Origin of the sequence: Pedobacter sp., from assembly GCF_035317785.1 — a bacterium.
In the GTDB taxonomy this organism is placed as follows: domain Bacteria; phylum Bacteroidota; class Bacteroidia; order Sphingobacteriales; family Sphingobacteriaceae; genus Pedobacter.
Genome location: NZ_DATHGC010000120.1, coordinates 1 through 21,666, shown reverse-complemented (window position 1 = coordinate 21,666; position 21,666 = coordinate 1). Strand labels below are relative to the sequence as shown.

Here is a 21,666-nt window from a genome sequence, read left to right as displayed (position 1 = left end):
CAAGAATATGGAAACATTAATTAACAGGCCATCGAGGTCATTACAATATTTTGCGATAGCAAAGCAGTGGTCTTTGGACCTGGATTTTCATCGCACCGAACTGGTTTTTTTGAACCGGTTGCTGGATGATTATTTTATAAGACTGTCTGCGCCTCATTATATTGAAAAGCTGAAAGGGAACAAAAAAGATCTTTGCATTGTGGAAGAGCAGGGCAGAAAGACAGAAGAGTTACTGAGTCTGCAGATCGTTTTCCTTGAAATGATGTCTGATGATGTCATTCCGGAGGATGTACAAAGTCTGGAAGCAAAACAGATTAACCTGGAATATTTGATGAATGATATTAACCGGGCTTTTCGGAAGACTAAAAAAGTGTTGTTCAGGATGATAGAGGAACTGGTTCAAAATGATGACCTGTATGATTAGGGCCAGAATAATGCTGGCTGATGAGGCGGTGAAACTCATCAGATCGGACAGCAGGGTCTTTATCCATGGCAGCGCCGCAACGCCCGTCTGCCTGGTGAAGGCCATGCAAAGGCGGCACGCAGACCTTACCAATGTAGAGCTGGTGAGCATTACCACGCTTGGAGATGTGAATTTTGACCTGCCGGAACACCGCAGGTCTTTTTTTGTGAATTCTTTATTCGTTTCTGCTGCTACACGAGCAGTTGTCAATAGCGAACGGGGCGACTATGTGCCGATCTTTTTAAGTCAGATCCCACAATTGTTTCGCAAAAATATACTGCCGATTGATGTGGCACTGGTGCAGCTCTCGCCACCTGATATGCATGGCTACTGTTCACTGGGCACCTCGGTTGATGTTGCCCGGGCGGCCGTGGACACGGCCAGGATCGTCATCGCCCAGATAAACTCACGAATGCCCAGAACCCATGGAGAAAGTTTTATCCATGTTAATAAGATTACTGCTTTCGTCTACCAGGATGCGGAACTGCCAATTATGGATTATGCGGCCGAAACCAATGATGTCGTCAGCAAGATCGGTTATCATGTGGCTTCACTTGTGGAGGACGGGGCCACCTTACAACTGGGAATCGGGAGTATTCCTGACCAGGTGCTTAAAAATCTGGCTGGACACAAAAACCTTGGCCTGCATACAGAAATGTTCTCTGATGGCGTGATAGAACTGATCAATAGTGGGGTGATCGATAATAGTTTGAAGAAACTGAACAGGGGAAGGTCAGTGACCGCTTTTATGGCAGGCACCAGGAACCTTTATGATTTTGTGGACGACAATCCGGCGGTGAGGGTAATGGATATCAGCTATGTCAATGACACGAGCATCATCAGGCAAAACCCAAAGGCAACTGCCATCAACAGTGCCATAGAGCTGGACCTGACCGGTCAGGTTTGTGCAGATTCCATAGGAACCTACCAGTTTTCGGGTATCGGCGGGCAGATGGATTTTATGCGGGGCGCTTCTTTGTCTGAAGGCGGAAAACCTATTATAGCATTGCCGTCCCAGACTAAAAAAGGCATCAGCAGGATCGTTCCTTTTCTTAAGGAGGGTGCTGGTGTAGTGACTACCAGGGGGCATGTACATTGGGTGGTGACTGAATATGGTATTGTGAACCTGTTTGGCAAGAACCTTAAACAAAGGGCAGAAGCCTTGACGGGGATCGCCCATCCGGACCATAGGGAGATGCTGGAGAAAGCATGTTTCAAGAGATTTGGTTAAGCATATTTGTTATCTTTCAGTATCGTACTAACCGAATTGATGCTGGTCATTAAATTACAGCATCCGGGGCCAGAAATCCCGGATGCTGTTAACTTATTATTTCACTTTAAGATTTAATGTAATGATGTTGGACGCAAGACCTGTTGACCTGTTGTAATGACCATATCTTAGTTCCAGCATACTTAGATGCTGCCAGCCAAAGACCCCATTCGGTGGAGACAGTCTGATTCCGGCGCCGTAAAAGTCACTGCTTAGCGTAGAAAGGTCATAATCGCTGGTAAAATAAGCTGCTGATGGGTCATGTTGACCGTAAGGAGCAAAATAACGTGTGCCGGTTTGTTTGTTGTAACGATAAAATGGACTGATGGATAAGAATGAGCTTAGTTTTACAGGAAGCTCAAGTTCAGCTGTATGTGCCCTGATACCCCAGTTGTCCATATAATACCGGTAGTAGCTGCGGATCAGTAAATGATCGCCGGCGAAATAGTTGAGCCGGGCCGCTATTGGCAGCTTATATCGCTGGCCGGGAAGGGTTTCTGCCTTCAAGGAGCCGTCAGTAAAGTAATCGCGCTGATATTTGGTGGCAAGCAGCCCCTTTTGATAAGAAGGTTCTACAATAAGCGCAATCTGAAGCTGCTGGTTGATCACTTGCGAGAGGGAAAACGAGGTGCTGAAGCTATTGCGGGGGCTTGTACCTTCGCTTTTTGATTCGTGCCCGTTGCCAGTATTGGCTCCGCTCCTGAGTTCAATTGGGAGGATAACCGTCCAGGTATCCAAAAAAGCCTGCAGCTTGACATCTAATTGGGTATTTTTGTCTTTGGAAATATGGCTGAGGTTGAATCCGGCACCAATCGACTGATAGTCATATTCTCCTGAATAGGATCCTGTAAAACCGATTGAATTGCCAGTCTTTTCATTACTGTGGGTCCAGTTCAATGATGGATAGATGCGGTTATCGGCCATCGAAGCGGAAGAGATCGAATTTGGATCTATCTTATCTGATGACGCCGAGGTATAATGGTCTATTCCCAATTCAAAGGTGAAAGCATTTTTGTTTCCGGCCTTATTATATTTGGACAATTGAAGGTCGATGGTATTGGCAAAATCACTCAGCTTTTCGGTTCCGATCCCGCCGGTAACAGCTGAGTTGTTTCCAGTCTGGTGATAGTAAGCAGATACCAGGTTAATTTCGTCAATTTTTAATTTGCGGCTATGGTAATTGCTGCTGTCTGCAGAAAAAGGTTTGATCCTGATCTGTCCCTGGGCACCTAAAACACCCGCGAACAGCATCAGTACGTGCAAATATATTTTTCTCATAACCTAGTTAATTACAGCCACAGCCACCTCCGCTTTTGCCACCATTGGCACCTGATCCGCCTTCACGATAGAGTTGAAAGCTTTGTTCGAACTTCTGTGCTGAACGGGATGACAGGATCATCTCGGCATCATTCAGACGGTTTTTTTGATAGGGTTTTACGGTAGTACATGCATTCAGCATACTAAAAGCAAGAAGAGCCATACCCGGAAATATGGATAATCGAATTGACGTTTTCATATCATTGTTTTACATTAATGTTCCTGGAAGTATACAACTGATCACGGTCGTCTATAATAATGCAGGCGACCTGCTGCAGCTGGTTAATAAGGTCAAGCCCCACGTTCACACCCATAACGGTCACCGGGGTCGCGAGCGCATCGGCCAGTTCAGCACTGGGACAAATGATGCTTACGCTTTTTATTCCACTAACAGGCAAGCCGGTCTTGGGATCGATGGTGTGAGAATATTTTTCGCCGTTGATGGTGGCGTATTTCTCATAATTTCCCGATGTTGCGATGGCCATATTGCTGATGTTTAAGGCAGAAAAAGGACGGTTACTCTGATCTGGATCGGCGATACCTATGGTCCAGGGCTGACCATTTAACTGGGTGCCCCAGGTTATAAGGTCCCCGGCTGCGTTTACTATACCATTTTCAATGCCCATGTTTTGCATCACTTGTTTTGCACAGTCCGCTGCATATCCCTTACCTATGCCTCCGAAGCCGATACGCATTCCTGTGTGCTTTAGCATCACGGTTAAATTTTTAGCGTCCAGAATGATGTTTCGATAATCGATCAGGTTTACAGATCTAAGGGCAGTTTCACGGTCTGGAAGTGTAGTCATGTTGACATCGAAGTTCCAAAGGCTCTTGTCTATGGAGCCATAACTGATGTCAAATGCCCCTTGAGTAATGTCCGAGATTTTTAAGGAGCGCTCGATCAGATGGAAGACCTCCGGGTCCACGGTTACAGGTTTTATCCCCGCATACAGATTGATTAGACTCGTCTGGCTAGTATCTTTAAATGTGCTAAGCAGATCTTCAATACGTTTAACTTCGTCAATAGCGGCCTCAATGGCCTTGCTGCCAGGGTCTGTACCATGTCCTGTAACTGTAAATTCAAAACGGTTGCCCATCAGTTTTACTACTTTGCCTGACACTACCGGTACCAAGGATATCATTTATTTACTATTGAGCAGATCACTTATTTCTTTGACAAAATTTTCCGGACTTTCGTTTGGAAATCCGTCCCAGGTTTTGAGCACTTTACCGTTTTCGTCAACGAGCAGCGTAAAGGGAAACTTACCATCAGGATTATACAGCTCTGCCATTTCTTCGTTGAGTTTTAGCTGGGCTGCCGGAAGCTTGTTCTTTTTTTGCCGCGGAAAATCTGCGCGGACAGGTATAAGATGTTCTTCAGCATATTTCTCAAAGACAACGGTTTCTAATATTTCTTTTCTAAGCCTGATGCATGGTCCGCACCAGTCTGATCCGGAGAAATTGATGAGGATTTTTTTGTGTGAGGTTTTTGCCTTTGCTAAAGCCTCGTCAAAATTTCCGGTCCAGATTAAAGGCGGCAGTGTAAATAAAACTAATAAAATTGCCAGTGGTTTCATATTGGTATAAAAGTCGGAATGAATTCTGAAGACATTATGAAGTCGAAGGACAAGTATTAAAAAAATACAAATCCATGATGAAACTCAGCCTTAAAATCCAACAACTGCCTCCAGTACATATCCATTAAACTTGCCGCCTGCACGGTAGTCCTGTGTTGGAAAGGCTTTATATTTTTGAACGACGTATTCTCCTTTTAACAGGATATTTTTAGTTAGAAACCAGCCGGCTGCTCCAGCTATGCGGTCAACTTTGACGTCATCGGTATAGGTAATTGCTGCGGTGTTGGCCAGCCGTGCAGTTGCTGTATTGTATTTAGCACCGATAAAGAAGTTTTCGGTTGTTCCGAACCGATAGACGGCATCTGCTGCAAACTGTTTCATTTTTCGTGTATCTGTTTCCTTAGCTGTTCTGCCGGAAGCTGTTTCATAAGTTCCGAACAATTCGAACCCTTTTACTTTTAAAAATCCATTGAGCATTATAGTATTTACTTTTTTGTTGAAACCGGGATTGAAACGGCCTGAGAATGCCAATGGCGTGCCCGCTCCGGTTGTGCTGCTTGGATTTGCGGAGTTTAACTCCATCACATACTGATAGTTGGAGCCTGAACGGTCACCACCAAATATGGTATTGCCTCCAGAGCTTTGATTGCCATAATAAGAACCGCTTACCCTGATGCGCACATCTTTCATAATTTGTTTGTCAAACCCACCTTTCAGTAGTATGGAAGGCGATTTGTGGTAGTCGCCATCCGGATTTGATGCTGCGTACAATGAATCTACGTTGCCTTTTATCATTCCGTTGGTTGCACCGATCAACCCAAAAAAGCCATTTTTCCTGACCATCACTTGCCCGCCGATCTCGGTTGCAAACTCATCTACGATGTTACCTTCCATAAAGGGGTTATAGATCGTGCTTCCACCGTCGCTTCTGCGGAAATGCTGGTCACCATAGTCTACTTCAAAGTGGCCGATTTTAATGGTAGCAACCTTCATAAGATCATCCCAGATTTTGCCCTTGAACGGAAGTTTGTCAAACTGAATGTATCCGCCTTTGACCCAGGTTTCGTTGTGGTGTTTGGTAGAAAGGTAGCTGGTGATATTTAACCTGATCCCATCGGCCAGTTGCACATCCATGTACAGGTTGGCCTGGGCAGTCTGGAAACCTGGAGTAATTATTTTTAACCTGTTGCCGGCTACGGCCGGGTTAAACGACCCGATAGTGTTGTTTAAAGCGCCCGGGTTTTTGTGTTTCAGGTTTTGAAACTGCTGGGTAAATCCAGCTCCGAACTTTAATTTCAGACCATCAAAAACTGAGCTTGAGTCTTTCGGATCTTCAAAAACATTGATGCCGCTTTTATCATAAGGTCTCAGGTTATCTACTTTCTGAAATTGGGCAGAGCTTGTAAAAGGGCTTGCCGCGCAGGCCAGAAGAAGGACACCGGTGAAACCGGCAAATCGTATATTTGTTTTCATGACTATTGATTTATTGCTGTGCGTATTATTTTGAATTTTGTGTTGCTTTTTTGAAATTAAGATCGTACTGGATGGTCAGTTCGTCACCTACTTTCATTGCGCCCATCATAAAACTCGGGGGCTGGATATTAAAATCTGTAAGTTTTATTTTTTGCTGACCCGAACAAGTGATCGAATTGTCCTCATTTACACTCCCGTTAACCTGCATGGCAATGGTTTTGGAAGTGCCCGCAATAGTTAACGTGCCGGTAGCCTTGATAAGAAATGCATTTTTCTTTATCGGCGTTATGGCTGAACTGACAAGCTTAAAGGTTATTTTAGGGTAGGCATCCGCTTTGATGGTTTTATAAGTCCGGTTGTCCATTGATGTACGTTCACTTTTCAGACTTTTAGCAGCGACACTGAAAGTCAGTGAGATCAGGTTCTTTGGTACGCCATCATTGCCGGCAAGGGGACTGAATGAAGCCTCTGCGGTAGGGTTTTGGGCTTCCATTGACCAGTCATGGACATTGGATGTGCCAAGGACTTTAATGTTGCTTTCTTTTAAACTGCTCAGTTTATAAAGGTCCTGAGCGCGGAGGCCTGTCATTGACAGGGCGGTAATCAATACGGTACAATATAAAAATTGTAAAATGCAAGGTGTTTTCATAAGGTGTGACGGGGTGTTTAGTGACGGGCCGTTAATTCGGAACCGTTAGTCAAAAGTACCCTGCACTGAGCGTATGAAACGTGATGGGAAACATCTGTAATGATGATGCTGGTCACCTTTAAAGGTTAATTACTGAGATGGTTATGGGTTGATTTTAGCAAACACGATCCCGGCAATAATTGCCTGCATCAGACCATAAGCAAACCAGCTGAAGATCATTAAAATTGTGATGTCCAAAGCGCTGAAAGTGATCCACATGACAGGTAGCAGGGCCACTACAGCGTAGACAAAGCCAAATTCAAGTCCCCTCAAAAGAAAATGACCATGAAACAAGCTTTTGAACCTTTCCCAAAACCAGGAAAGCGCGAGACTAATGATAAAGGCATGAAGATAGAATAGTAAGTCCCTGCTTCCGTCAGAGTTAAAAAGCGGATTGCTGTATTCGATAAATATGCCCGGGAAAAACTGGACAGCCATATACAGACTACCGTAACATAATGTAAATAATATTGTTCCTGCTACAAGGCCAGGAAAGATAATTTTCTTCATTTTATTCGTTTAAGATGGTCACTTTAAGTACAAATTCTGCGCTCAAAATATCATTGGTTTTGATCATGCCCCCTAGTTTTCTTGGCGGAATTATATTAAAATCAGAAAAGTTTATGGTTTGGCTTCCTATCAATGTCAGCTTCACAGTTCCATTTGGAATAACCCTGTAATTGATGTCAAACCTTTTTTTAATTCCTGCAAGTTCTATATTGACCACTCCCTTTATTTGTTCTTCCTCACCACCGGCATCAGGGTATTTACTAAGATTTATAAAACTGATCCTGATTTTTGGAAACTCCTTTTGCTTTAATGTTTTCCTCAGATCTTTGGTCATCATAGGGTTATGACAATCAAAGCTTTGTACATGAAGTACCATTGATCCTGTAATTTTAACCTGTTCGCTTTGACCGGTTTTATAAATGAACAAGGTGTCTGCTGCCGGGTAGTTAGGGATGATACAGCTGAATTTGCTGATGTTGGTACTTCCGCTGACTTTTAATGTACATTCCTTGCTCAATATCCATTTGGTTGCAAGAGACTTTGGCAATGGTCGCCAGTGTACTGAACCAAAAATGATAAAAAAGAGAAGCGATCTTATAAAAGCACTCATAGCCCTGTAAAAATGGGTTGGGGCGAATTGAAAAGTTTATTGCTGATCACTTCAAACCGATGTATCTGATCGTGATCCCAGATCTGTTTTGTCAGATCTGAATTGATAATGAGCTCCTTGTAATAGTTTATGCCGTTGATAAGCTGATCATAGAATTTGCTGAAATATTTAGCTTTTTTAGCGGTGATTTCGGGCGTGCCTTCTATCTCTTTCTTTAGATAATCCACATACAATCCAAATTCCTTGATAAACAGGTTTGGCCGGTTTACGCCGCTGAGCAGGTTCTGTTTGCCATAGATATGAGCGGCCATTTCCTTCAGGCTATACTGACCGGAAAAATAAGCCAGGTTGGGGCCGGGGCATATGCTCACCGCCTGGTGTTCGCGGGGTTTCAGGATATTGTAGCTGAGGTAAGTGGAATTGCATAAACCCACACATAAACATAGCTTTTCCGTTATCGCATTTATTTCATACGCGAGTTGTTCTTCAGGCAAAGCAGATGACTTCAGCTGCCTGATTTTTAAGTGCTGATATTCCCGCGACGCAGTGCAGATGGGCTCTTCGGTAAATTCAGTGTTGCTGCACAGATATTTCTTGGTGCAGGGACTGCCGGGACGTCCGCGTTCTATTCTTTCCAGTCTTTGCCGCTCTGCAGTGCTTTTACGGAAATTGTTGAAAGGTATCCCAAGGGGAGAGGCATTACTCAAGTAATAATCGCTTTCATCGGCTTTCATCAGGTCGGTGAGTGTATGCTCATCTACATTGGTTGCTTCGGGAACCAGCAAGAAAGGACTTCCCCAGCCTGTGCCGTCAAGCCCGTAATAACTGATGAGGAACTCATGCTCTTCGGCAGTACCTATTCCTCCCTGCACAGTGATCAGTTGCACAGGGCTTAAAGCAGGAACAGGCCCATGTTTTAGCTGCAAAGCCTGCTGATAAAGGCTTAGCAGTTCCAGGTATAAGACTGGCCGGTTGTCTTTAAATTCCTGGAGGATCGGTCCCAGCAAGAGGCCCTCAGTCGCGAATGCATGTCCTCCGCAGTTCAGGCCTGACTCAATTCGGAACTCGGAAACCCATAATCCCTTTTTAGCCAATACTTTTGCCTGGATCAGCGCCGAACGGTAATCGCTTACCTTTAAGATGATCTTTTTCTGAAAATGACCGTCTGCAGAAGGCCGGAAGCACTCCAGTTCTTCCATGTAGCCGAAAAGCCTCGGGTTTAAACCGGCTGAAATAACCACTGAGGAATTCAGTTGACTATCTGCGAACCCACGCATTGCCGCGAGTGCGTCGGTGTTTTTATCACCCGTGTATATGCCATTTTGAAAATTTGCTTTGTCAACCTTGGACATGATGTTTACATTGATGTCTCCTGGTTTGATTCCACGCTTTAGCTCTTCCTGAAGTCTGGTTTTCGCAATCCCCTGGGGCATTTGCCGCATGACATTATATTTGAACTTCAACACTGAGCTGGCAGGTAGCAGTTCGAAATACTTGCAAAGATCGTTGGGCCCGTCAAAGCTTAATGTCCTTAATGCAGTTATCTGATCCGAGACAAGTTTGTGCAGTAAATTAAGGTAGGCAGTAATTCTTAGTGCCCTGCTGTCATTTTCAGTTTTGCCGATGGTGTGATAGGGTTCATGGTTCAATTCTGCGTGATATTTTCTCATTCTTTCGGTCAGTTCATCGTCTACAATCGAGACTACAGAAGAGATACCGTACCTTGCTACTTTCAAGGGAGTATCTATGGAATAGCCTAAGCCGAGTACGGGGATATGGAAAGTATGTGGCATCATCTTTTTTAATCGCAAAGTAGATCAGATTAGTGCTGGAAATTTGTGATCTTTATCACTCTTGGTGATGATCCTTGTTACGTATTTCTAAAACGTTGGTCATTACATTTGTACTCATCAGTAAAACGAAATATGGAAACTGCTAACCTGCTTAAAGCTATTATTGAAACTGCTATTGATGGCATTCTGACTATTGACAACAGGGGCAGGGTGGAAAGTTTAAATCCGGCGGCACTGAAACTTTTTGGGTATTCTGCCGAGGAGGTGATCGGAAAAAACATTTCTATGCTGATGCCCGAACCGGACAGGAGCGGCCATGATGGTTATCTGCACAGGTATCAGAGTACCGGCGAAAAACGCATCATCGGGAAGGGCAGGGAAGTTAGGGGCTTGCGCAAGGACGGGACAACCTTTCCTTTTCGCCTGGCAGTTAGCGAGGTGCAATATGAAGACCGGATCATTTACACAGGGTTTATTCATGACTTATCAAAGGAAAAAGAGGCCGAGCAGCGCCTGAAAGAATATGCGGCTGAGCTGGAAGAACTTGTTGAGGAACGTACAAAATCTCTAAAAAAGATGGTGACGGCCCTGAGCGAGGCTAAAGAGGAAGTGAGTTTGTCGCTCGAAAAAGAAAAAGAGCTAAACCAGATGAAAAGCAGGTTTGTGTCCATGGCATCCCATGAATTCAGGACACCATTGAGTTCGGTACAGCTTTCTTCAGTGCTTATTGAGAAGTATGCGGAGCCTTATGACAATGTCCATATCAAAAAACATGTAGGCAAAATCAAGAATGCAGTCGGGAACCTCACCACAATATTGAATGATTTCCTTTCCCTGGAAAGGCTGGAGGCCGGCCGGGTTGAACCGGCTTTTACTTCCTTTGACCTGGTCAAACTATCTGAAGAAGTTACCGAGGAGATGCAGATGATCGCCAAAGAAGACCAGAATATTATTTACCAGCACACGGGCCTGGAAAGTATGGTGAACCTGGACCAGAATTTACTGCGGAACTGCATGATCAACCTGATCTCCAATGCCATAAAATATTCCGGTGAGCACACCTTTATTGAATTTAATACCGAGATCAGCGATTCAAAGTGTACTGTTATGATCAGCGATAACGGGATCGGTATTCCCCAGGCAGATCAGAAGAACATGTTCCAGCCTTTTTTCCGGGCCAATAATACGGGTAATATTCCGGGGACCGGTCTTGGTCTGAACATCGTAATGCGTTATGCCAAACTGATGCAGGGCGAACTGCATTTTGAGAGTGAAATTAATAAGGGGGCCAAGTTTATCCTCTCTTTTACTAAATAACAGGTACCATGAAAAAGCACAGCATTTTGATCATTGAAGACAACGAGGACATTCGTGAAAGTACAGCTGAGATCCTTGAACTGGCGAACTATGAGGTCTTTCAGGCTCTAAATGGTAAGCTAGGGGTAGAGATGGCGTTAAAACATATTCCCGATCTTATTCTTTGTGACATTATGATGCCTGAACTGGACGGTTTCGGTGTGCTGCATCTTTTAGCCAAAAATCCGGAGACTTCTGTGATCCCTTTCATTTTTCTGACTGCCAAGACTGAAAGGACCGATATGCGGAAAGGCATGGAAATGGGGGCGGACGACTACCTGACGAAACCATTTGATGAAGTAGAACTCTTTAATGCGATCGAATGCCGGCTCAATAAGAAAGACCTGCAAAAAAAGGTATACAGTCAGTCACTGGAAAAATTAAACACCCTGTTGAATGGTAATAAAGGGAATGATGAATTAAAAAAGCTGGTATCAGAACGGAAAGTAAGACAGATCAAAAAGAAGCAGATCATTTATTATGAGGGGGATACGGTCAATGGGATTTACCTGGTGGTTTCCGGAAATGTGAAGACGATCAAGATCGCAGCCGATGGACGGGAACTACTGACAGGAATGTACGGAGCAGAGGAGTATTTCGGTGTTCCGGCCCTGCTTGCCGGTGAAAATTACAGGGATACAGCAGAGGCCATGGAAGATACTGCTTTGTGTTTGTTGCCTAAAGAACCTGTTGAAGAGCTGTTAAGGAAATACCCTGATGTCGCCGGCCAGTTTATTAAGATGCTGGCCAATAATGTGCTGGCTAAAGAAGAGCAATTGCTGCAGCTGGCTTACAATTCAGTGAGAAAGCGGATGTCAGAAGTGTTGCTGCGTTTGTTTAAGCCTGATCTTGCAGGCATGTCTGAAAGTCTGAGCATTTCACGTGATAACCTTGCGGGAATGGCAGGTATGGCGACAGAAACCGTAAGCCGGATCCTGAGTGATTTTAAAGACGAGGGCCTCATCGAAAGGAAGGCCAGTCAGATCATTATACTCGACCGGCTAAAATTACAAAACATGAAAAACTGATCAGCATCACGATTCTTAGGTGATGAATCTCATTCTTTAATTGCCGGCAGGCAAGTAACTTTGATCTAAAATCAATGGAATGAGAGTTGTAGCGTATAGTATAAAATCGACAGAGAAAGAACCTCTGGCCATAGCGAACCATAAAAAACATGAGATCACCCTGATTTCCAACTCCCTGTCAGCAGAGACAGTTTTTTATGCGAAAGGAAAGGATGCTATTGTTGTCTTTACAGATGACGATGTTTGCGCCTCTGTAATTGAAAAGCTAGCGGATCTGGGCGTAAAATATATCGCAACAAGATCTACGGGTACTTTACATATAGATCACATCGCAGCCGGTAAACATCATATCAAGATCGGAAATGTCCCGCACTCGGCTTTAATGCCTCTTAATTTAGAAGATCTGCCAATGGCGCTGGCGATTGAGACCATCAATAACCTGGATAACTGGCAGATGAACAGATGTCTGGGCGATGCTTGTGTTTGTTCAAAATCCTGTGACCGGCTATCTGAGCCAAAGCAAAAAAAATAAGAGACTACCCCTTATGAATATTAAATTGCTCACAGAAAAATATCGTGTTGCCGCGCCCAGGTATACCAGTTATCCGACCGTACCTTACTGGGAAGAAGAGACTTTCAATCTGAATGATTGGCTGACTTGCCTAAAGTCTTCTTACGATAAAGAACAGCATGCTGTCAGCCTGTATATTCATTTGCCATTTTGTGAAAGTCTTTGCACATATTGCGGGTGCAATACCAGGATAACCAGGAACCACGGCGTTGAGCGGCCATACATTGATGCCGTACTAAAAGAGTGGGACCTGTATGCCGATCATTTAGGAAGCAAACCGGTTATCAAAGAAATTCACCTGGGTGGTGGTACGCCTACTTTTTTTAGTCCGGAAAATCTGGCCTTGCTGATCCGGGGACTGCAGGACAAAGCATCCGTTCATGCTGACGCCGAATTTAGTATAGAAGGACATCCTAACAATACAACCAGTGATCATTTGTGCACCCTGTATGCCCTGGGTTTTCGAAGAATCAGCTTCGGTATACAGGATTTTGATGTCAAAGTGCAGCAAATCATCAACCGGATACAGTCTTGCGAATCTGTAAAAACAGTGACTGATCAGGCAAGAACTATCGGTTATCAGTCGATAAACTATGACCTGATTTATGGTCTGCCGCTGCAAACGCCTGAAGGCCTCAGGGAAACGATAAGTAAAGTACTTGCGTTGCGTCCTGACAGGATCGCTTTTTATAGTTACGCGCATGTGCCCTGGATAAAACCGGGACAGCGACGCTATACAGAAGCGCATTTACCTTCTGCAGAACTAAAAAACAAACTGTATGAGATGGGAAGAGAAAGGTTCATTGCTGCCGGTTATGTAGAAATTGGTATGGATCACTTTACATTGAAGACGGACAGCCTCTATAAAGCCGAACTCGACAAAACCCTTCACCGTAATTTTATGGGATATACAGAACATGCAAATAACGTGCTGATAGGGCTTGGGGTATCTGCCATCAGCGATTGCTGGACTGCTTTTGCACAAAATGTCAAGACTGTTGAAAGTTACCTCAAGCTGGTTAATGCAGGCGAATTCCCTGTTATCCGGGGTCATATCCTGGAAGAAACAGACCTGAAGATACGAAGACATATTTTGAACATCATGTGCAAGACTTATACCTCCTGGGGCGTTTCAGAAAGACAGGAGCCGGAAATGAAAGGTATTTTGGAAAGACTGAAAGCACTGGCAGCTGATGGACTGGTGGAACTGAGGGAGTATGACCTTAAGGTTACACCTTTGGGAAAGCGGTTTTTAAGGAATATCTGTATGGCCTTTGATGCCAGGTTATGGGCAAGACAGCCGGAAACACAAAAATTTAGTATAGCGGATTAAATTACTTGCACACTTCAGTTTGTGAACCAGGTCTTTGCGGGCTCAGATAAGGAATGTTCAGCTCGAGTCCGCGTAAGATAAACCAGGTCCCCAGCACCAGCATCAGGTAAGGAATAGACTTGTTCAGCCGTTTTCTGAAAGCCAGTCCTGAAAATCCAACGATAAGCGTTGCAGCAAACATTAATGGCGTGGTGCCTGCCCCAAACCAGAACATATAAAACACAGAGTTTTGAACGCTGCCGGTATTTATCGCCCCCGCAAGTGCCAGGTAAACAAAGCCGCAGGGGAGCAGGCCATTAATCATTCCTATGAAAAGATGGTTTGCTTTGTGCCGAAAAGCGAAATCAAATAAACGGTTAAAGGGTTTAATGAATAAAGACGGGTTTTTGAACCGGGAATACCATCTGAACAACCTTGACGATGCCGCCAGCAGGATCATCAAGCCGGTAGCAATACTGATCCCCTGCTGAATCCCCGATAACCATAGCTGCCGGCCCAGCAAACCTGCCAAAACGCCCAGTGAGCAGTAAGACACAATGCGACCAAACTGATAGATGAATTTGTTCCATAAAAGATAAACCCATCCCGGCTGATTTACAGGGACTGCGAAAGCCAGCGGACCGCACATTCCAATGCAATGCAGCGAACCCAGTAAGCCTATAAAAAAAGCCAGTCTGTCATCGCTCATGGGATAATGACCTCCTGTTCATTTAAATAATTTTTCCCATCCCTGCTTTTCCAGTTCAGGATCAGTTTCCACTGTCCATCCGGCACTGAAGTTAAAGGTATTTCAATCTTATTTCCTTCATTCGTTTCGAACCTCATGCATCTGTCCTGGCGCTGGTCAGCAGTTCGGACCAGCTTAATTGTTCCTCTGGAAGCCGTCTGAAATGCAATGGTCATTGACTTTTCTGCCATGGATACTTCAGGTTTTGCATTGTCCAGCAAAACCTGTTCTTTCAGGCGATAAGTTTCATCATATTTTAAACCTTTTTCATAGTAGTCGTTTTCGACCAGCGCATCGGTGTCGCTGCGGAACATCAGGATCATAAGGACCAGGATGAACGACATAAATGAAAGCATTCCGATAATTATTTTTGTTCCCCAGTTCATAATTTAGTTGTTTGGTGGTGCAATAAAAGTGGTTTCAAATTTTCCTGATGTCTCTTTTTGGGAGCGCAGCGTAAAACTGATATTGGTCTTGTACTTTTTTACGGCGTCTTGTGACATGATGATAAAGAAAGTGATCTTTGCACTGCTGCCATACCTGATCAGCGCTGCTTTCTGCACATACTGGATTTTGAGCCTATGGTCATCAGGGATCAGTTCGAACCCGATATCTTTGCCGCTCTTGTTTACCAGTTCTGCAGTATAGAGGTTACTTACCGTATGATCCTGGTCCCGGAATTGATACAAGGTTCCGCTGGCACGCAGTACTGTAGTCTCTATGGGGGTACGGCGGATCATTAAAAAAGACATAAGGCTCAACAGCACCAGAAGTACAGCAGAATAGCCATAGGCTTTTTTGCTGATCTTAAAAGGCATTTTGTTTTTGATCTCGCTTTCTGATTTGAAGCCGATGAGCCGCAATGGTCTATTGATCCTGCTCATTACCATATCGCAGGCATCGATGCAGGCAGTACAGTTTACACATTCCAGCTGGGTCCCGTTCCTGATGTCAATGCCTGTAGGGCAGACGTGCACACAGAGTTTGCAGTCTATACAATCTCCATGTTGATTTTCTACATTTTTGCTGATCTTGTTGCGGGGTTCACCGCGTTCATAATCGTAGGCAACAATGATGCTTTCATCGTCCAGCAAGACGCCTTGCAGCCTGCCGTAGGGACATATCACTGTACATACGAGTTCCCGCATCCTGGAAAAAACAATATAGAACACGAATGAAAACACCCAGATCGAAATGAGGCCGGATATGTGCTGCCTTACCGGCTCCGTAATGATCCGGATCAGCACATCCGAGCCAATGAGATAGGCCAGGAAAATATTGGAGATCAAAAAAGAGATCAGGAAAAACAGGCTGTGTTTTAAGCTTTTCTTGAAGAATTTGGAAACAGTCAGTGGACCTTCATCCAGTCTTTTCTGGTGAAGGTGATCGCCCTCGATCCAGTTTTCGATTTTCCGGAATACCATTTCCAGAAAAATAGTTTGCGGACAGACCCAGCCACAAAATACCCTGCCAAATACTACGGTGAAAAGCACGATGAATACCAAAAAGATAAGCAGAGCAAACGCAAAAAGATAGAAGTCCTGCGGCCAGAAGATCAGGCCGAAGAAAACAAACTTCCTTTCCAGTACATTGAGCAGAACAAGCTGCTCACCCTTTATCTTCAAAAAAGGTGCTGCAAACAGCAAAGAGAGAAAAAAATAGCTCAGTAACGAGCGGTACCGGTATAGTTTTCTCTTTATGATCCTTGGATATATCCAGCGTCGTTTTTTACCGTCGTCGGTTAAGGTGGAAACCTGATCTCTGAAATATGCAGCTGCCTGTGACATCTTATAGTTTGTTTCCCTGCGGTGCCTTAGCACCTGCAGGCTTGCTTGCCTGCAATGACAAGATATAGCTTGTCAGTTCTGAAATCTGTTTTGGTCTCAGGGTTTTTTCCCATGCGATCATTCCCTTTTCCGGAACCCCGTATTTGATGGTTTTAAAGATATCTTTTACAGTACCCCCATGCAGCCAATATTCATCCGTCAGGTTGGGGCCAACTATGCCTTCAGCGTGTTCACCATGGCAGGGTGTGCAGGCACCTTTAAATATGGCGGCGCCCGATTGCAGTACAGCAGGTTCTTTGGAGATCTGGACATTGTTTTCATTGACTTTTGCGGCGGCATTGCCAGGTTTAAGCAGCATGGCGGTTTTGGCGTCTTCGGCCTGTTTCAGTTCTACCGCATATTCTTCTTCCTGCAGCATTCCCAAACCAAACACATGGTAGCTCAGCAAATACACCATTGCAAAAATGACCGTTCCGTAAAACAGCACCATAAACCAGGCAGGAGCAGGGTTATCCAGTTCAGCGATCCCGTCGAACGTGTGTTCCATGACGAGGTCTTTTTCCTCTGAAATGGGTCTCAGGCCCATTATTTTGGTCCATAATGTTGGCATTTTGGCTGTTTCAGCTTCTTCTTTTTCAGCAGCAAGCCGGGCCATTTCCTTTTCTTCAGGGGTAGCAAACGGTTTGGGGTCCAAAGTCTCCTGTACATAGACCTTAATTACTTTCAAGATCAGCAGCGAAACCATTAATACCATCAATACGGCAATCAGCAAAATGCCTATAAATACATCTGTCATAGCGGGTCTTCTGTTAAGGGTAATTCACTCATGTATTTAATTTTATCTTTTTTCATCATGAGCAACAACACAGTCACCAATAAGAAAAAGACCATAAAAATGGCAAGAGAGGTGATCAGATACACCTGGCTTCCATCGACCTGATTTAAAAATTGCTTGAACATCTTGTGTATATTTTAGGTGTTATTTTGCTTTAATGTCAGTTCCCAATCTTTGCAGATAAGCGATGATGGCGATAATCTCCCGGTCACTCTTCACTTTTACCCTGTTGGCTTCAAGATCAGCAGCTATAGCTTTGGCCTGGGTATTGAGATCAGCATTTGCCTGCAGTTCATAACCTAAATCGTAGGGAACACCCAATGTGCGCATGGCACTGATTTTGGAAGCTGTGGTTGTCGTGTCCAGTTTTTGATTGATCAGCCACTCATAGGGAGGCATGATACTTCCGGGCGACATGGTCTGCGGGTCGAGCAGGTGATTGAAGTGCCATGCGTTAGAATATTTGGCTCCTTCCCTGGCCAGATCCGGTCCGGTACGTTTTGATCCCCATAAGTGAGGGTGGTCGTAAACGAATTCACCGGCTTTGCTATATTCTCCATAACGCTCTGTCTCTGAGCGGAAAGGACGGATCATTTGAGAATGACAGTTCACACAACCTTCCCTGATGTACAAATCACGGCCCTGCAATTCTAATGCAGAATAGGGCTTGACACTGCTGATCGTCGGGATGTTTGATTTTATGGTAAAAGTAGGCATCATCTCGACCAGCCCTCCAATGAGGATCACAATCAGTGACAGCACCATAAAAACAAGGGGTTTGCGTTCGAGGAAACGGTGTACCTTTTTATCTGAGCCGCTGGGCTGATAGTCCGGAGCTAAAGCCATGGCCTCTGCCGGTTCGTTGGCCAGCAAATTACCCTGGTTCACTGTTTTGATCAGGTTGTAGGTCATCACCAGCACTCCGGCCAGGTACATTGCACCACCAGCGGCACGCAGCATGTACATTGGGATGATCTGGATGACGGTTTCCAGAAAATTAGGGTAGCGGAGCATGCCCTCTTCTGTAAATTCTTTCCACATCATGCCCTGTGTGAAACCGGCAAAATACATGGGTACTGCATAGAATATGATACCGAGCGTTCCGATCCAAAAATGAAAGGACGCCAGTTTTTTAGAGTAAAGCTCAGTTCTGTAAATCCTGGGAATGAGCCAGTACAGGATAGCAAAGGTCAGGAAGCCGTTCCATCCAAGTGCACTTACATGAACATGTGCTACGATCCAGTCGGTATAGTGCGCTATGGCATTCACTTGTTTTAGCGCCAACATTGGGCCTTCAAAAGTAGCCATGCCATATGCAGTAATCCCGACCACCATAAATTTTAAGGTAGGGTCCTCACGGACTTTATCCCATGCCCCGCGCAGGGTAAGCAGACCGTTGATCATACCGCCCCAGCTTGGTGCGATGAGCATGATTGAAAAAGCGACACCGAGCGATTGCGCCCAGGAAGGAAGCGAAGTGTACAAAAGATGATGAGGCCCTGCCCAGATATAGATAAAAATAAGGGACCAGAAGTGCAGGATACTTAATTTATAAGAATAGACCGGCCTGTTTGCCATTTTCGGAAGAAAATAATACATCATCCCCAAATAAGGAGTAGTCAGGAAGAAAGCGACTGCATTATGTCCATACCACCATTGTACCAATGCATCCTGAACACCAGCATACAGGTAATAACTTTTAAATGCCGAGATGGGCAGTTCGAAGGAATTAATGATGTGCAGAACGGCTACTGTCACGAAAGTGGCGATGTAAAACCATATGGCCACATACATATGCTGTTCTCTTCTTTTGATGATGGTGCCAAACATATTGACACCAAATACTACCCAGATCAATGTAATGGCGATATCGATCGGCCACTCCAGTTCTGCATACTCATGTGAAGTGGTCAACCCGAGCGGCAAAGTGATCACAGCCGAAACAATGATCAGCTGCCATCCCCAAAAGTGGATCTTGCTCAATACATCACTGAACATTCTTGCCTTGAGCAGGCGCTGGAGTGAATAATAGACGCCCATGAAGATCGCGTTGCCTACAAAAGCAAAGATGACCGCATTGGTATGCAGCGGCCTGATCCTTCCGAACGTGGTGTACTGAGAGCCCATGTTCAAAGCCGGTTTAAAGAGCTGCATGGCAACAAGCAGGCCTACGGTCATGCCTATTATTCCCCAAACAATGGTTGCTATGGCAAAGTTTCTGACGATCTTATTGTCGTAATAAAATTTTTCAGTCATAAAATATCTGTATGGTTTACGTGGTAAAAGTAGTGCGGGATAAATGCCTGGTCAGTGATGGATGTCGCTGTTAAAAGTAACCTTCATCACTTTTTTCAGCTTCCGTACCGGGCAGCTCATCGTCAAAAAGTATCCTTACTGATGGCGTATAAGTATCGTCATGCTGACCGGATCTGACCGCCCAGAAAAAAGCCACCAGAAAGATCAGTGCCAACAGGATGCTGCATCCGATTAAAACGAAGATCATGTTCATAACAGTCTGTTTTTATGGGCAAAAGCCCTTACTGCGGTCGTTGTAAACACAATGATGGTAATGGTACTCAAAGGCATCAGGACCGCGGCGATCAGCGGCGATAAAATACCCTGAACCGCAAAGAACAACCCAATCAGATTATAGCTCAAAGAGATGGCAAATGACATATGGATCACCTTGACTGCGTCTTTTGACTGCTGGATGAACTGCGGGATCTTTTCAAAAGACCCGCCATCCAGAACAGCATCGCAGCCGGGGGTAAAATTGTTGATGTTGTCGGTCACTGCAATCCCAAGATCGCTTTGCTTCAATGCACCGGAATCATTTAATCCGTCACCAAACATGATCGTCTTTTTGCCTGAGTTTTGCAACTTCAGCAGGTAGTCAAGTTTTTGCTGTGGTGACTGTTCAAAAAGCATCTGGTCACCGCTCTCAAAATGGGTAATCAGATCGTACTTGTCATGCGGGCGGTCGCCCGATAACAGATGGAGGCTATATCTTTTGCCTAGTTTTTGAAGAACCTCATTCAATCCTTTTCTCCATCGCTGTCTGATGATGAAGTACCCCAGATACTGATCATTGATCATCACGTGGGTTGCTGTTTTTTCGGGAGAGTTGCTCAGTGGAAGACCAAGGAATGCAGAACCTCCCAATTTTACATCGTTTCCATTGATCTTGCCACTGATCCCTCTTCCAATTTTTTCGGCGTAATTATCGGCTGACCATACGGCTGGTCTGTTTAAATATTTTGTAAGTTCCCTGCTGAGGGGATGGCTGGAGTTTCTGGCCAGATCGCTGACGAGCTGTTCTTGTTCTTCACTGATCTGTCCCTTGAAAGTCATTCCGGCAGCATCGGGGCTGGTTATTGTTCCTGTTTTATCAAAAACAAAGGTATCGGTACGGGCCATCTGCTCAATGACCGTATTGTTCTTCAGGTAAAAACCGTTCTTATCAAATATGCTGATCACGGCCGCAAGTGTAAAAGGAGAACTTAGGGCAAGGGCACAGGGACAAGCGATGATCAGCACAGCGGTAAAAGACGCCAGTGCTTTATCAGGATCTGAAAACATCCAGAACATCGCGGCGCCGATGGCTATACTGAGCAGCATGATGCTGAAATACTTGCTTGCCGTGTCACTAAAAGTCCTGATCGCGTTCTTTGGTTTAACAAAGGCCTCGTTGTTCCAGAGCTGGGTAAGGTAGCTTTGCGACACCGGTTTCAGTACTTCCAGCTCCAGCACTCCGGAAAGCTGTCTTCCGCCCGCATAGATTACCTCCCCAAGGACCTTTTTTAAAGGCTGCGATTCTCCGGTTACAAAACTGAAATCAATCAGGGCCTCACCTTTTAATAGTATCGCGTCTGCGGGAATGATCTCCATGCTGCGGACAAGGATTCTGTTGCCGGTCGCAAGGTCTGAAAGCGGAACAGATATTTCCGCGCCATTTTTTAGGGTGGTTACAGCAACCGGAAAATAAGAACGGTAGTCTCTTTCAAAAGAGATATGCTGAAAGGTCCTCTGCTGCATCCATTTACCAATTAGCAGAAAAAATATAAGCCCGCAGAGGGTGTCTGCAAATCCTGCCCCAGTGTGCAGGAGAATTTCATAAGCTGTACGGATAAACATTACTGCAATGCCCAGAGCCAGCGGGAAATCAAGGTTCAGCCTTTTGGCTTTGAGGTTGTTCCATGCAGAAGAAAAATAGCCGGCCCCACTATAGAGTACTACGGGAACGGAAAATGCCAGATTGAGCCAGCCAAAGAAATCTTTGAATTCTCTTTCAAAGTTACCCAGGCCAAAATAATCCGGGAAGCTGAGCA

23 protein-coding genes are annotated in these 21,666 nt (G+C 44.8%); 6 read left to right on the top strand and 17 right to left on the bottom strand.

Features of this window, described 5'->3' with window-relative positions; all coding sequences use genetic code 11:
• Positions 1–7 precede the first annotated feature (7 nt).
• A complete protein-coding gene (locus tag VK541_RS07305) occupies positions 8–424 on the top strand; it encodes a hypothetical protein (RefSeq protein WP_324368418.1) in 417 nt (138 codons plus the stop codon).
• Positions 417–1,694, top strand: coding sequence for an acetyl-CoA hydrolase/transferase family protein (locus tag VK541_RS07300; RefSeq protein ID WP_324368416.1), 1,278 nt, complete (start codon positions 417–419; stop codon positions 1,692–1,694). Before VK541_RS07305 ends, VK541_RS07300 begins: the two co-directional genes overlap by 8 nt.
• A 96-nt stretch (positions 1,695–1,790) precedes the next feature.
• On the opposite strand, the gene VK541_RS07295 is transcribed toward VK541_RS07300, so the two are convergent.
• The 9 genes from VK541_RS07295 to VK541_RS07255 form a co-directional block, all read right to left on the bottom strand.
• Positions 1,791–3,011 carry a DUF3570 domain-containing protein gene (locus VK541_RS07295; RefSeq protein ID WP_324368414.1) on the bottom strand — a complete coding sequence of 407 codons (1,221 nt, stop codon included), beginning with the start codon at positions 3,009–3,011 and terminating at the stop codon, positions 1,791–1,793.
• Between the two features lie 7 nt (positions 3,012–3,018).
• Positions 3,019–3,249, bottom strand: a complete 231-nt coding sequence (locus VK541_RS07290) for a DUF4266 domain-containing protein (protein ID WP_324368412.1) — start codon at positions 3,247–3,249, stop codon at positions 3,019–3,021.
• Position 3,250: 1 nt separating this feature from the next.
• Entirely contained in the window at positions 3,251–4,192 is a 942-nt protein-coding gene (locus tag VK541_RS07285) for an FAD:protein FMN transferase (RefSeq protein WP_324368410.1), read from the bottom strand.
• Positions 4,193–4,627 (bottom strand): thioredoxin family protein, encoded by a 435-nt coding sequence (locus VK541_RS07280; RefSeq protein ID WP_324368408.1) that lies wholly within the window; start codon positions 4,625–4,627, stop codon positions 4,193–4,195.
• A gap of 90 nt (positions 4,628–4,717) precedes the next feature.
• Positions 4,718–6,100, bottom strand: a complete 1,383-nt coding sequence (locus VK541_RS07275) for a hypothetical protein (protein WP_324368406.1) — start codon at positions 6,098–6,100, stop codon at positions 4,718–4,720.
• Between the two features lie 25 nt (positions 6,101–6,125).
• A complete protein-coding gene (locus VK541_RS07270) occupies positions 6,126–6,689 on the bottom strand; it encodes a YceI family protein (protein WP_324368404.1) in 564 nt (187 codons plus the stop codon).
• A 201-nt stretch (positions 6,690–6,890) separates the two neighbouring features.
• Positions 6,891–7,298 carry a hypothetical protein gene (locus VK541_RS07265; protein WP_324368402.1) on the bottom strand — a complete coding sequence of 136 codons (408 nt, stop codon included), beginning with the start codon at positions 7,296–7,298 and terminating at the stop codon, positions 6,891–6,893.
• Between the two features lies 1 nt (position 7,299).
• Entirely contained in the window at positions 7,300–7,845 is a 546-nt protein-coding gene (locus VK541_RS07260; protein WP_324368401.1) for a YceI family protein, read from the bottom strand.
• 59 nt (positions 7,846–7,904) lie between these two features.
• The gene (locus VK541_RS07255) at positions 7,905–9,704 is read right to left on the bottom strand and encodes a hypothetical protein (RefSeq protein ID WP_324368399.1); all 1,800 of its coding nucleotides are present in this window, start codon (positions 9,702–9,704) and stop codon (positions 7,905–7,907) included.
• 129 nt (positions 9,705–9,833) lie between these two features.
• On the opposite strand from VK541_RS07255, the gene VK541_RS07250 reads away from it, so the two are divergent.
• From VK541_RS07250 to hemN, 4 genes are all read left to right on the top strand, one after another.
• Positions 9,834–11,018, top strand: a complete 1,185-nt coding sequence (locus tag VK541_RS07250) for a PAS domain-containing sensor histidine kinase (protein WP_324368397.1) — start codon at positions 9,834–9,836, stop codon at positions 11,016–11,018.
• 8 nt (positions 11,019–11,026) lie between these two features.
• Complete coding sequence (locus VK541_RS07245) at positions 11,027–12,085, top strand: response regulator (RefSeq protein WP_324368395.1); 1,059 nt, start codon at positions 11,027–11,029, stop codon at positions 12,083–12,085.
• Positions 12,086–12,164: 79 nt separating this feature from the next.
• On the top strand, positions 12,165–12,617 hold the full coding sequence (locus VK541_RS07240; RefSeq protein ID WP_324368393.1) for a lactate dehydrogenase: 453 nt from the start codon (positions 12,165–12,167) through the stop codon (positions 12,615–12,617).
• A gap of 13 nt (positions 12,618–12,630) precedes the next feature.
• Positions 12,631–13,989, top strand: a complete 1,359-nt coding sequence (gene hemN, locus VK541_RS07235) for an oxygen-independent coproporphyrinogen III oxidase (RefSeq protein ID WP_324368391.1) — start codon at positions 12,631–12,633, stop codon at positions 13,987–13,989.
• A 1-nt stretch (position 13,990) separates the two neighbouring features.
• Here hemN and VK541_RS07230 read toward each other — a convergent pair whose 3' ends face one another.
• The 8 genes from VK541_RS07230 to VK541_RS07195 form a co-directional block, all read right to left on the bottom strand.
• Positions 13,991–14,677 (bottom strand): sulfite exporter TauE/SafE family protein, encoded by a 687-nt coding sequence (locus VK541_RS07230; RefSeq protein ID WP_324368389.1) that lies wholly within the window; start codon positions 14,675–14,677, stop codon positions 13,991–13,993.
• Positions 14,674–15,102, bottom strand: a complete 429-nt coding sequence (locus VK541_RS07225; RefSeq protein ID WP_324368387.1) for a FixH family protein — start codon at positions 15,100–15,102, stop codon at positions 14,674–14,676. The genes VK541_RS07230 and VK541_RS07225 overlap by 4 nt, the downstream gene beginning before the upstream one ends.
• A 3-nt stretch (positions 15,103–15,105) precedes the next feature.
• A complete protein-coding gene (gene ccoG / locus VK541_RS07220; RefSeq protein WP_324368386.1) occupies positions 15,106–16,503 on the bottom strand; it encodes a cytochrome c oxidase accessory protein CcoG in 1,398 nt (465 codons plus the stop codon).
• 1 nt (position 16,504) lies between these two features.
• The gene (locus VK541_RS07215) at positions 16,505–17,299 is read right to left on the bottom strand and encodes a cbb3-type cytochrome c oxidase N-terminal domain-containing protein (protein WP_324368384.1); all 795 of its coding nucleotides are present in this window, start codon (positions 17,297–17,299) and stop codon (positions 16,505–16,507) included.
• Positions 17,296–17,463, bottom strand: coding sequence for a hypothetical protein (locus tag VK541_RS07210; protein WP_324368382.1), 168 nt, complete (start codon positions 17,461–17,463; stop codon positions 17,296–17,298). Before VK541_RS07210 ends, VK541_RS07215 begins: the two co-directional genes overlap by 4 nt.
• 19 nt (positions 17,464–17,482) lie before the next feature.
• Entirely contained in the window at positions 17,483–19,594 is a 2,112-nt protein-coding gene (gene ccoN / locus VK541_RS07205; RefSeq protein ID WP_324368380.1) for a cytochrome-c oxidase, cbb3-type subunit I, read from the bottom strand.
• Between the two features lie 70 nt (positions 19,595–19,664).
• A complete protein-coding gene (gene ccoS, locus VK541_RS07200) occupies positions 19,665–19,847 on the bottom strand; it encodes a cbb3-type cytochrome oxidase assembly protein CcoS (RefSeq protein ID WP_324368378.1) in 183 nt (60 codons plus the stop codon).
• Positions 19,844–21,666 (bottom strand): HAD-IC family P-type ATPase (locus tag VK541_RS07195; protein ID WP_324368376.1); only part of this gene is annotated, 1,823 nt, incomplete at its 5' end. The genes VK541_RS07195 and ccoS, both read right to left, overlap by 4 nt.

Coding starts and splice junctions, on each gene's coding strand:
- VK541_RS07305 (WP_324368418.1), top strand. CDS start 8: ATGGAAACATTAATTAACAGGCCATCGAGGTCATTACAATATTTTGCG.
- ccoS (WP_324368378.1), bottom strand. CDS start 19,847: ATGAACATGATCTTCGTTTTAATCGGATGCAGCATCCTGTTGGCACTG.
- VK541_RS07295 (WP_324368414.1), bottom strand. CDS start 3,011: ATGAGAAAAATATATTTGCACGTACTGATGCTGTTCGCGGGTGTTTTA.
- VK541_RS07225 (WP_324368387.1), bottom strand. CDS start 15,102: ATGAACTGGGGAACAAAAATAATTATCGGAATGCTTTCATTTATGTCG.
- VK541_RS07265 (WP_324368402.1), bottom strand. CDS start 7,298: ATGAAGAAAATTATCTTTCCTGGCCTTGTAGCAGGAACAATATTATTT.
- VK541_RS07300 (WP_324368416.1), top strand. CDS start 417: ATGATTAGGGCCAGAATAATGCTGGCTGATGAGGCGGTGAAACTCATC.
- VK541_RS07240 (WP_324368393.1), top strand. CDS start 12,165: ATGAGAGTTGTAGCGTATAGTATAAAATCGACAGAGAAAGAACCTCTG.
- VK541_RS07280 (WP_324368408.1), bottom strand. CDS start 4,627: ATGAAACCACTGGCAATTTTATTAGTTTTATTTACACTGCCGCCTTTA.
- VK541_RS07275 (WP_324368406.1), bottom strand. CDS start 6,100: ATGAAAACAAATATACGATTTGCCGGTTTCACCGGTGTCCTTCTTCTG.
- hemN (WP_324368391.1), top strand. CDS start 12,631: ATGAATATTAAATTGCTCACAGAAAAATATCGTGTTGCCGCGCCCAGG.
- VK541_RS07210 (WP_324368382.1), bottom strand. CDS start 17,463: ATGTTCAAGCAATTTTTAAATCAGGTCGATGGAAGCCAGGTGTATCTG.
- VK541_RS07215 (WP_324368384.1), bottom strand. CDS start 17,299: ATGACAGATGTATTTATAGGCATTTTGCTGATTGCCGTATTGATGGTA.
- VK541_RS07290 (WP_324368412.1), bottom strand. CDS start 3,249: ATGAAAACGTCAATTCGATTATCCATATTTCCGGGTATGGCTCTTCTT.
- ccoN (WP_324368380.1), bottom strand. CDS start 19,594: ATGACTGAAAAATTTTATTACGACAATAAGATCGTCAGAAACTTTGCC.
- VK541_RS07270 (WP_324368404.1), bottom strand. CDS start 6,689: ATGACAGGCCTCCGCGCTCAGGACCTTTATAAACTGAGCAGTTTAAAA.
- ccoG (WP_324368386.1), bottom strand. CDS start 16,503: ATGTCACAGGCAGCTGCATATTTCAGAGATCAGGTTTCCACCTTAACC.
- VK541_RS07250 (WP_324368397.1), top strand. CDS start 9,834: ATGGAAACTGCTAACCTGCTTAAAGCTATTATTGAAACTGCTATTGAT.
- VK541_RS07245 (WP_324368395.1), top strand. CDS start 11,027: ATGAAAAAGCACAGCATTTTGATCATTGAAGACAACGAGGACATTCGT.
- VK541_RS07285 (WP_324368410.1), bottom strand. CDS start 4,192: ATGATATCCTTGGTACCGGTAGTGTCAGGCAAAGTAGTAAAACTGATG.
- VK541_RS07230 (WP_324368389.1), bottom strand. CDS start 14,677: ATGAGCGATGACAGACTGGCTTTTTTTATAGGCTTACTGGGTTCGCTG.
- VK541_RS07255 (WP_324368399.1), bottom strand. CDS start 9,704: ATGATGCCACATACTTTCCATATCCCCGTACTCGGCTTAGGCTATTCC.